We start from the raw sequence: 7,702 nt of genomic DNA, 5'->3' as shown, positions 1-7,702 counted from the left end.
GGGCTGGGCTTGGCCGAGGGGGCGGCCCGCTCCTCTCCGCCGGCGCCACCGTCGCCGCCGCTCTCGCAGCCCGAGGCCAGCAGGGCGGCGCAGACCACCGCCACGGCCGCCCTCACGACCACCCCTCGCCTCTTCCCCCGTGCGACGTTCATGCTCGTGATCCCCTCCGGCCGGGTGATATCTGTCCGGGACCGACGGTACGTCACGCCCGCGACACGCCCGCACGGTAGCTTTTTCCCGGGTGATCGAGTCGGTCCGGCATCTTTCGCTCCGCCTTTCGCTCCACGACGGCACCAAATCACAACACGTCACATCCTGTCCCTTTTCAGGAGAATTGCTCCCGATGGTGTTTACTGTTGGTAACCTCGCGGGCTGGTGCGGGAGTGGCCATTGGGGCAGAATGTCTGCTGCTGTCCCGGGCGGGACCGGTTCGGCTGCGAGGCCGCTGGGGAAGGCGAACCTCGAACCGCACTGGAGGACCCGGTGACGACACGTGGAGTTCTGTATGTGCACTCCGCGCCCCGAGCGCTCTGCCCGCACGTCGAATGGGCCGTGGGCGGCGTCCTCGGCACGCGTGTGACCCTCGACTGGATCCGGCAGCCCGCCTCCCCCGGCACCTGGCGCTCCGAGCTCTCCTGGCAGGGCCAGGTGGGCACCGCCTCCAGACTCGCCTCCGCGCTGCGGGGCTGGCACCTGCTCCGTTTCGAGGTGACCGCCGAGCCGTGCGCCACCGCCGAGGGCGAGCGCTACAGCTCGACGCCGGACCTCGGCATCTTCCACGCCGTCACCGGCATCCACGGCGACATCCTGATCCCGGAGGACCGCCTGCGGGCCGCGCTCTCGCGCGCCGGCCGGGGCGAGACGGACCTCCAGGCGGAGGTCGAGAAACTGCTGGGCAAGCCGTGGGACGACGAACTGGAGCCCTTCCGCCACGCGGGCGAGGGCGCGCCGGTGCGATGGCTGCACCAGGTGGTGTGAGCACGCCTGGCGCGCGGTCTTGCGCTGGAGCCCGCTCCAGGCCCTAGCGTCGGCGCATGACCTCACCCACCACCGTCACCGTCCTCGGCACCGGCATCATGGGCTTCGCCATGGCCCGCAATCTCGCCCGGGCCGGGCTCTCCGTCCGGGCCTGGAACCGCGGTCGCGCCAAGGCCGAGCCGCTGGCCGCGCACGGCGTCACCGTCGTGGACACGCCCGCGGAGGCGGTCACCGGCGCCGATGTGGTCGTCACCATGCTGTACGACGGCCCGGCCGCCCTCGACGTGATGCGCGCCGCCGCCCCCGCCCTGCGCCCCGGGACGGTCTGGGCGCAGTCCACCACCGCCGGGCTCGACGGCACGGCCGTGCTCGCGGACTTCGCCCGCGAGCGGGGCCTCGTCATGGTCGACGCCCCCGTCCTGGGCACCCGGCGGCCCGCCGAGGAGGGCACGCTCACGGTGCTGGCCGCCGGGCCGGAGGAGACCCGTGACACCCTGGCGCCCGTCTTCGACGCCATCGGCTCCCGGACCGTCTGGGTCGCGGACGACGCGGGGGGCGGCGCCGCGACCCGGCTCAAGCTCGTCATCAACAGCTGGGTGCTGGCCGTCACCCACGGCACCGCCGAGGCCCTCGCGCTGGCCGACGGGCTGGGCGTGGACCCGGCCCGTTTCCTGGACGCGGTCGCGGGCGGGCCGCTCGACATGGGCTATCTGCGCGCCAAGGCCGGGCTGTTGAGGGACGGCGCGCTCACCCCGCCGTCCTTCGCGACCACCACGGCCGAGAAGGACGCGCGGCTGATCGTCGCGGCCGGGGAGGCCGCCGGGGTGCGGCTCGACGTCGCGGCGGCGGGCGCCGAGCGCTTCCGCCGGGCGATCGAACAGGGCCACGGCGACGAGGACATGGCGGCTTCGTACTTCGCCAGCTTCACCAAGTGAGCACAGCGAAAGGGCCCGCCCCCGGCCGGGGGCGGGCCCTTTCGCTGTGACATCAGTGGCGTCAGACCGTGCGCAGCGCCAGCACCACGTTGTGGCCACCGAAGCCGAACGAGTTGTTGATCGCCGCGATCGTGCCCTGCGGCAGCGGGCGGGGCTCGCCGCGGACGATGTCCGCGTCGATGTCCTCGTCCAGCTCGTCGACGTTGATGGTCGGCGGGGCCGTCCGGTGGTACAGGGCGAGCACGGTCGCGACCGTCTCGATGCCGCCGGCGCCACCGAGCAGGTGGCCCGTCATCGACTTGGTCGCGGAGACCGCGACGTGGTCGAGGTCGTCGCCCAGGACCTTGCGCAGCGCCTTGATCTCGGCGGCGTCGCCCTGCGGCGTGGAGGTGGCGTGCGCGTTGAGGTGCACGACCTCCGCCGGCTTCAGGTCGCTGCTGTCGAGCAGGTTCTGGAGCGCCGCGGCGATGCCCCGGCCCGTCGGCTCCGGCTGCGCGATGTGGTGGCTGTCGGCGGACAGGCCCTGGCCCAGCACCTCGCAGTAGACGCGGGCACCGCGCTCGGCGGCGTGCTCGGCCGACTCCAGGACGACGATGCCGGCGCCCTCGCCGAGGACGAAGCCGTCACGGGCCTTGTCGTACGGGCGGGAGGCCTTGGTGGGCTCGTCGTTGTTCTTCGACATCGCCATCATGCTGGCGAACGCCGCGACGGGCAGCGGGTGGATGGCCGCCTCGGTACCGCCCGCGACGACGACATCGGCACGGCCGGAGCGGATCATCTCGTAGGCGTAGCCGATGGCCTCGGCGCCCGACGCGCAGGCGCTGACCGGGGTGTGGACGCCCGCCTGGGCGTTCACCTCCAGGCCGACGTTGGCGGAGGGGCTGTTGGGCATCAGCATCGGCACGGTGTGCGGGGAGACGCGGCGGGCGCCCTTCTCCCGGAGCACGTCGTACTGGTCGAGCAGGGTGGTCACACCGCCGATGCCGGAGGCGACGACCGCGCCCAGCCGGTCGGGGGTGACGCCGGTGTCGTCACCGGCCTTGTCGGTGAAGCCCGCGTCGGCCCAGGCCTCGCGCGCCGCGATCAGCGCGAACTGCGCCGAGCGGTCGAGCTTGCGGAGCATGGGGCGGGGCAGGACGTCGGCGGGGTCGACCGCCACGGGTGCGGCGATACGGACCGGAAGGTCGGCGAAGCGCTCGTTCTCCAGGGGCTTGACGCCGGACCGGCCGGCGAGCAGGCCCTCCCAGGTCGAAGCGCTGTCGCCACCCAGCGGTGTGGTTGCGCCGATACCGGTGACGACCACGGTGCGATTGGTCGAGTTCATCGGGATTCTGTCTCCACGTGTAGAGGTGCTGGAACCGCCACCGCCGGGGTGGCGACGAACGCTACGGTCAGGCCTGGTGCTTGAGGATGTAGCCGGCGGCGTCGCCGACGGTCTTCAGGCCCTTGACGTCCTCGTCGGGGATCTTGACGTCGAAGCGCTCCTCGGCGGCGACGACGACCTCGACCATGGACAGCGAGTCGACGTCCAGGTCGTCGGTGAAGGACTTGTCCAGCTGGACGTCCTCGACCGGGATGCCGGCGATCTCGTTGACGATCTCGGCGAGGCCCTTGAGGATCTCGTCCTGGGTGTGAGCCATGGTGGCGCTCCTTCTATGTGCTGCGATGTGCTGCTGATTAAGGGAACTGCTGGTGCGGTGAGGTTCTCGGCGACCGGCGGCTGAGCGGCCCGGTCCGGGAATCTCGCCTAGGGGAGGGTAACGACCGTGGCGGCGTACACGAGACCCGCCCCGAAGCCGATGAGGAGCGCGGTGTCCCCGCTCTTCGCCGCGCCGGTGGCCAGGAGCCGCTCCATGGCGAGCGGAATGGAGGCCGCGGAGGTGTTGCCCGTGGTCTCCACGTCACGGGCGACCGTGACGCTCTCCGGCAGTTTGAGGGTCTTCACCATCGAATCGATGATCCGCATATTGGCCTGGTGCGGAATGAAGACGTCCAGGTCCTCGGGGCTGACGCCCGCCTCGTCCAGCGCCTGCTGGGCGATCTTCGCCATTTCGAAGACGGCCCAGCGGAACACCGCCTGACCCTCCTGGGTGATGGCGGGGAAGCGGACGTCCGTCTCCTCGCGGTAGACGTCCCAGGCGACGGTCTGCTTGATCGTCTCCGCCTTGTCGCCCTCGGAGCCCCAGACGACCGGGCCGATGGCGGGCTCGGCGGACGGGCCGACGACCACGGCACCGGCGCCGTCGCCGAACAGGAAGGCCGTCGCGCGGTCCTCCAGGTCGGTGAGGTCCGAGAGCCGCTCGACACCGATGACCAGGACGTACTCGGCGGAGCCGCCGGTCACCATGTCCTTGGCCATGGTCAGGCCGTAGCCGAAGCCCGCGCAGCCGGCCGAGATGTCGAAGGCGGCCGGCTTGCCCGCGCCCACCTTGTGGGCGATCTCGGTCGCGACGGCCGGGGTCTGCTTGAAGTGCGACACCGTCGAGACGATGACGGCACCGATCTGCTCGGGGGCGATGCCCGCGTCGGCGATCGCCTTGCCGGCGGCCTCCAGGGACATCGCGGCGACGGTCTCCTCCGGACCCGCCCAGTGGCGGGTGGCGATGCCCGAGCGCGAGCGGATCCACTCGTCCGAGGAGTCGATGTGCTTGAGGATCTCCTCGTTCGGCACCACGCGGACGGGACGGTAGCCGCCCACGCCCATGATGCGCGCGTACGCGGCGCCCTTGGCGGGCTTGATCTTCGCGGTCATGCTTCTCGGGCTCCTTATTCGGCCGGGGACCCGGCGGCCGCGTGCTCGGCGATGAGCGCGCGGGCGGCGTCGAGGTCGTCCGGGGTCTTGAGCGCGAGCGTAGTGACACCCGGCAGGGCGCGCTTCGCCAGCCCCACGAGGGTGCCACCGGGCGCCGCCTCGATGATGGCCGTGACGCCCAGCTCCTTGAAGGTCTCCATGCACAGGTCCCAGCGGACCGGGTTGGCCACCTGGCCGACCAGCCGCGCCACGACCTCGGGGCCGCCGGCGACGACGGCGCCGTCCTTGTTGGAGACGTAACGGGTGCGGGGGGCGGCGGGGGCCAGCTCGGCGACCGCCGCCTCCAGGGCCGAGACGGCCGGGGCCATGTGCTCGGTGTGGAAGGCGCCCGCCACCTTGAGCGGCACCACGCGACGGGTGCCCTCGGGCTTGTCCTCGGCCAGCGCCGCCAGCTGCGCGGCGGTGCCGGCGGCCACGATCTGGCCCGCGCCGTTGACGTTCGCCGGGGTCAGGCCCAGCTTCTCCAGGTGCGGCAGGACGACGTCCTGCTCGCCGCCCAGCAGGGCGGACATACCCGTCTCGGTGACCGCGGCGGCCTCGGCCATGGCCAGCCCGCGCCTGCGCACCAGCAGCATGGCCTCCTCCTCGGACAGCACACCGGTCAGCGCGGCGGCGGCGAGCTCACCCACGCTGTGCCCGGCGACGGCGCCCACCTTGGCGGCGAGGTCGTCACCGGCCGGGAAGAGCTGCCCGGCGGAGAGCAGCGCGGAGGCCACCAGCAGCGGCTGGGCCACGGCGGTGTCGCGAATCTCGTCGGCGTCGGCGTCGGTGCCGTAGTGGACAAGGTCCAGGTCAATGGCAGCCGACCACGCACGCAGGCGGTCTGCGACACCGGGGAGGTCGAGCCAGGGGGTCAGGAAGCCGGGCGTCTGAGCGCCCTGGCCGGGAGCGACGAGTACGAGCACCCTCACACTCTCTCTCGTGGACGGCTCCGCCCACCCGTGAGGACAGGGACCAAGAACCGTCAGGGGAATTGTTGGCGTTCAACAAAAGCGTAAAGGTGTCACTCCGCGTCGGCCAGCCGCCCGAGGATCAGTGCGATGCGCAGAGTGAAGGCGGAACGGACGTCGGAGGGTGACCATCCGGTGACGTCCGTCACACGTCGCAGCCGGTACCGCACGGTGTTGGGGTGGACGAACAGCATCCGCGCCGCGCCCTCCAGGCTGCTGGCCTGCTCCAGGTAGACGCTCAGCGTCTCCAGCAGGGCCGAGCCCGCCTCCTCCAGCGGTCTGTAGATCTCCTCCACCAGCTGCTCACGGGCGGCCGGGTCACCGGCCATCGCCCGCTCCGGCAGGAGATCGTCGGCGAGCACCGGCCGGGGGGCGTCCGGCCAGGCCGCGCACGCCTTGAGGCCGGCCGCCGCGGCCTGCGCGGACCGGGTCGCCGCCAGCAGGTCGGGCACCACCGGCCCGGCCACCACGGGGCCCGCCGCGAACGGGCCGATCAGCGACTTCGCCGTCTGGATCGGATTGTCCGAACCGCCCGCGATCACCACCAGCCGGTCGCCCAGCACACCCGTGAGGACCTGGAGCTTGGCATGGCGCGCGGCCCGGCGGATGGCCTCGACGGTCAGCTCGCTGTCCCCGTTGGGCGCCGTGCCCAGCACCACCGCGACATGCGTCGGCGCGTTCCAGCCCAGCGCGGCGGCGCGCGACAGGGCGCCCTCGTCGGCCTCGCCCGACAGCACCGCGTTGACGACCAGCGACTCCAGCCGGGCGTCCCAGGCGCCGCGCGCCTCGGCGGCCTGGGCGTACACCTGGGCCGTGGCGAAGGCGATCTCCCGGGCGTAGACCAGCAGCGCCTCGCGCAGCGCGTTCTCGTCGCCGGGGGCGGCCACCTCGTCGATGGCCGACTCCATGACCTCGATGGTCGTGCGGACCATCTCCACGGTCTGGCGCAGGGTGATCGCCCGGGTCAGCTCGCGCGGCGCCGTGCCGAACACGTCCGTGCTGATGGCCTGCGGCGTCTCCGGATGCCGGAACCACTCCGTGAACGCCGCGATGCCGGCCTGGGCGACCAGGCCGATCCACGACCGGTTCTCCGGGGGCATCGCCCGGTACCACGACAACTGGGCGTCCATGCGGGCGATGGCCGCGGCGGCCAGCGTCCCGGAGGACTGTTCCAGGTTGCGCAGGGTGGCGCTGTGGGGGTGCGTGGGGTGAGCGGCTGGTTCGGGCACGGGGACAAGCCTGCCTTATTCGGGTGCGATGCGGAGCCGCCGGGACCCCTCCGGGACGCCCGGCGGGGCTACGGTGGGCCGATGACGTACGTGCAGCGGGCCGCCGATCGCTTCCGCGGCGGCGATCCGGCGGCCGGGATCGAGACCTGGCACGCCTTCTCCTTCTCGGGCTTCTACGACCCCGACAATGTACGGTTCGGCCCGCTCGCGGCCTGCAACGAGGAGCGGCTGGCGGGCGGCGCGGGCTTCGCCGAGCATCCCCACCGGGACGTCGAGATCGTCACCTGGGTGGTCGAGGGCGAGCTCACGCACGAGGACTCCACCGGGCGGATCGTGACCGTCCGCCCCGGCGACCTCCAGCGGCTGAGCGCCGGCTCCGGCGTCCGGCACACCGAGCGCAACGCGGGGTCGGTTCCGCTGCGGTTTGTCCAGATGTGGCTGACGCCGTCCGATTTCGGGGGCGAGCCGTCGTACGAGGTGGTGCGGGGGATCGCCGACGGGACGCCGTATGCGTTGGGGCGGGCGGAGGCGGTGCTGCACGTCCGCCGCCTCCGCCCTGGCGGGCAGGCCGCGCTGCCGGACGCGCCGTGGTTGTACGTACATGTCGTACGAGGCGCCGTCCGGCTCGGGGAGGACGTCCTGCGCGACGGGGACGCGGCGCGGATTCTCGACGCCTCCGGCGTGACCGTCGAGGCGATCGGCTCCCGCGCCGAGGTGCTCGCGTGGGAGATGCACGCCGAGCCGCGCTTCGGGTAGGTCCGGCGCTGCGCGCCGGGATTCGCCCACCCTCCCCCAGCT

8 protein-coding genes are annotated in these 7,702 nt (G+C 72.6%); 3 read left to right on the top strand and 5 right to left on the bottom strand.

All coding sequences use genetic code 11. The annotated features are described in order from the left end of the window. Positions 1-483 precede the first annotated feature (483 nt). The gene (locus K6I33_RS28155) at positions 484-978 is read left to right on the top strand and encodes a DUF3145 domain-containing protein (protein ID WP_229357354.1); all 495 of its coding nucleotides are present in this window, start codon (positions 484-486) and stop codon (positions 976-978) included. Positions 979-1,034: 56 nt separating this feature from the next. Then, positions 1,035-1,913, top strand: coding sequence for an NAD(P)-dependent oxidoreductase (locus tag K6I33_RS28150; RefSeq protein WP_229357353.1), 879 nt, complete (start codon positions 1,035-1,037; stop codon positions 1,911-1,913). A gap of 61 nt (positions 1,914-1,974) precedes the next feature. Here K6I33_RS28150 and fabF read toward each other — a convergent pair whose 3' ends face one another. The 5 genes from fabF to K6I33_RS28125 all read right to left on the bottom strand — a co-directional run bounded on the left by fabF (position 1,975) and on the right by K6I33_RS28125 (position 6,904). Further along, positions 1,975-3,237: a beta-ketoacyl-ACP synthase II gene (gene fabF / locus K6I33_RS28145; protein WP_229357352.1), complete on the bottom strand. Its 1,263-nt coding sequence runs from the start codon at positions 3,235-3,237 to the stop codon at positions 1,975-1,977. 67 nt (positions 3,238-3,304) lie between these two features. Beyond that, the gene (locus K6I33_RS28140; protein WP_229357351.1) at positions 3,305-3,553 is read right to left on the bottom strand and encodes an acyl carrier protein; all 249 of its coding nucleotides are present in this window, start codon (positions 3,551-3,553) and stop codon (positions 3,305-3,307) included. 107 nt (positions 3,554-3,660) lie between these two features. Next, positions 3,661-4,665, bottom strand: a complete 1,005-nt coding sequence (locus K6I33_RS28135; protein WP_229357350.1) for a ketoacyl-ACP synthase III — start codon at positions 4,663-4,665, stop codon at positions 3,661-3,663. A 14-nt stretch (positions 4,666-4,679) separates the two neighbouring features. Further along, the gene (locus tag K6I33_RS28130; RefSeq protein ID WP_229357349.1) at positions 4,680-5,630 is read right to left on the bottom strand and encodes an ACP S-malonyltransferase; all 951 of its coding nucleotides are present in this window, start codon (positions 5,628-5,630) and stop codon (positions 4,680-4,682) included. Between the two features lie 98 nt (positions 5,631-5,728). Continuing rightward, positions 5,729-6,904, bottom strand: coding sequence for a CdaR family transcriptional regulator (locus tag K6I33_RS28125; RefSeq protein WP_229357348.1), 1,176 nt, complete (start codon positions 6,902-6,904; stop codon positions 5,729-5,731). 81 nt (positions 6,905-6,985) lie between these two features. Between K6I33_RS28125 and K6I33_RS28120 the strand changes: the two genes are divergently transcribed. After that, positions 6,986-7,660, top strand: a complete 675-nt coding sequence (locus K6I33_RS28120) for a pirin family protein (protein ID WP_229357347.1) — start codon at positions 6,986-6,988, stop codon at positions 7,658-7,660. Positions 7,661-7,702 lie beyond the last annotated feature (42 nt).

It is taken from the genome of Streptomyces sp. UNOB3_S3 (genome assembly GCF_020740895.1).
Taxonomy (GTDB): Bacteria; Actinomycetota; Actinomycetes; order Streptomycetales; family Streptomycetaceae; genus Streptomyces.
The sequence above is the reverse complement of the archived record's forward strand: the minus strand, read 5'-3'. Positions and strand labels throughout refer to the sequence as shown.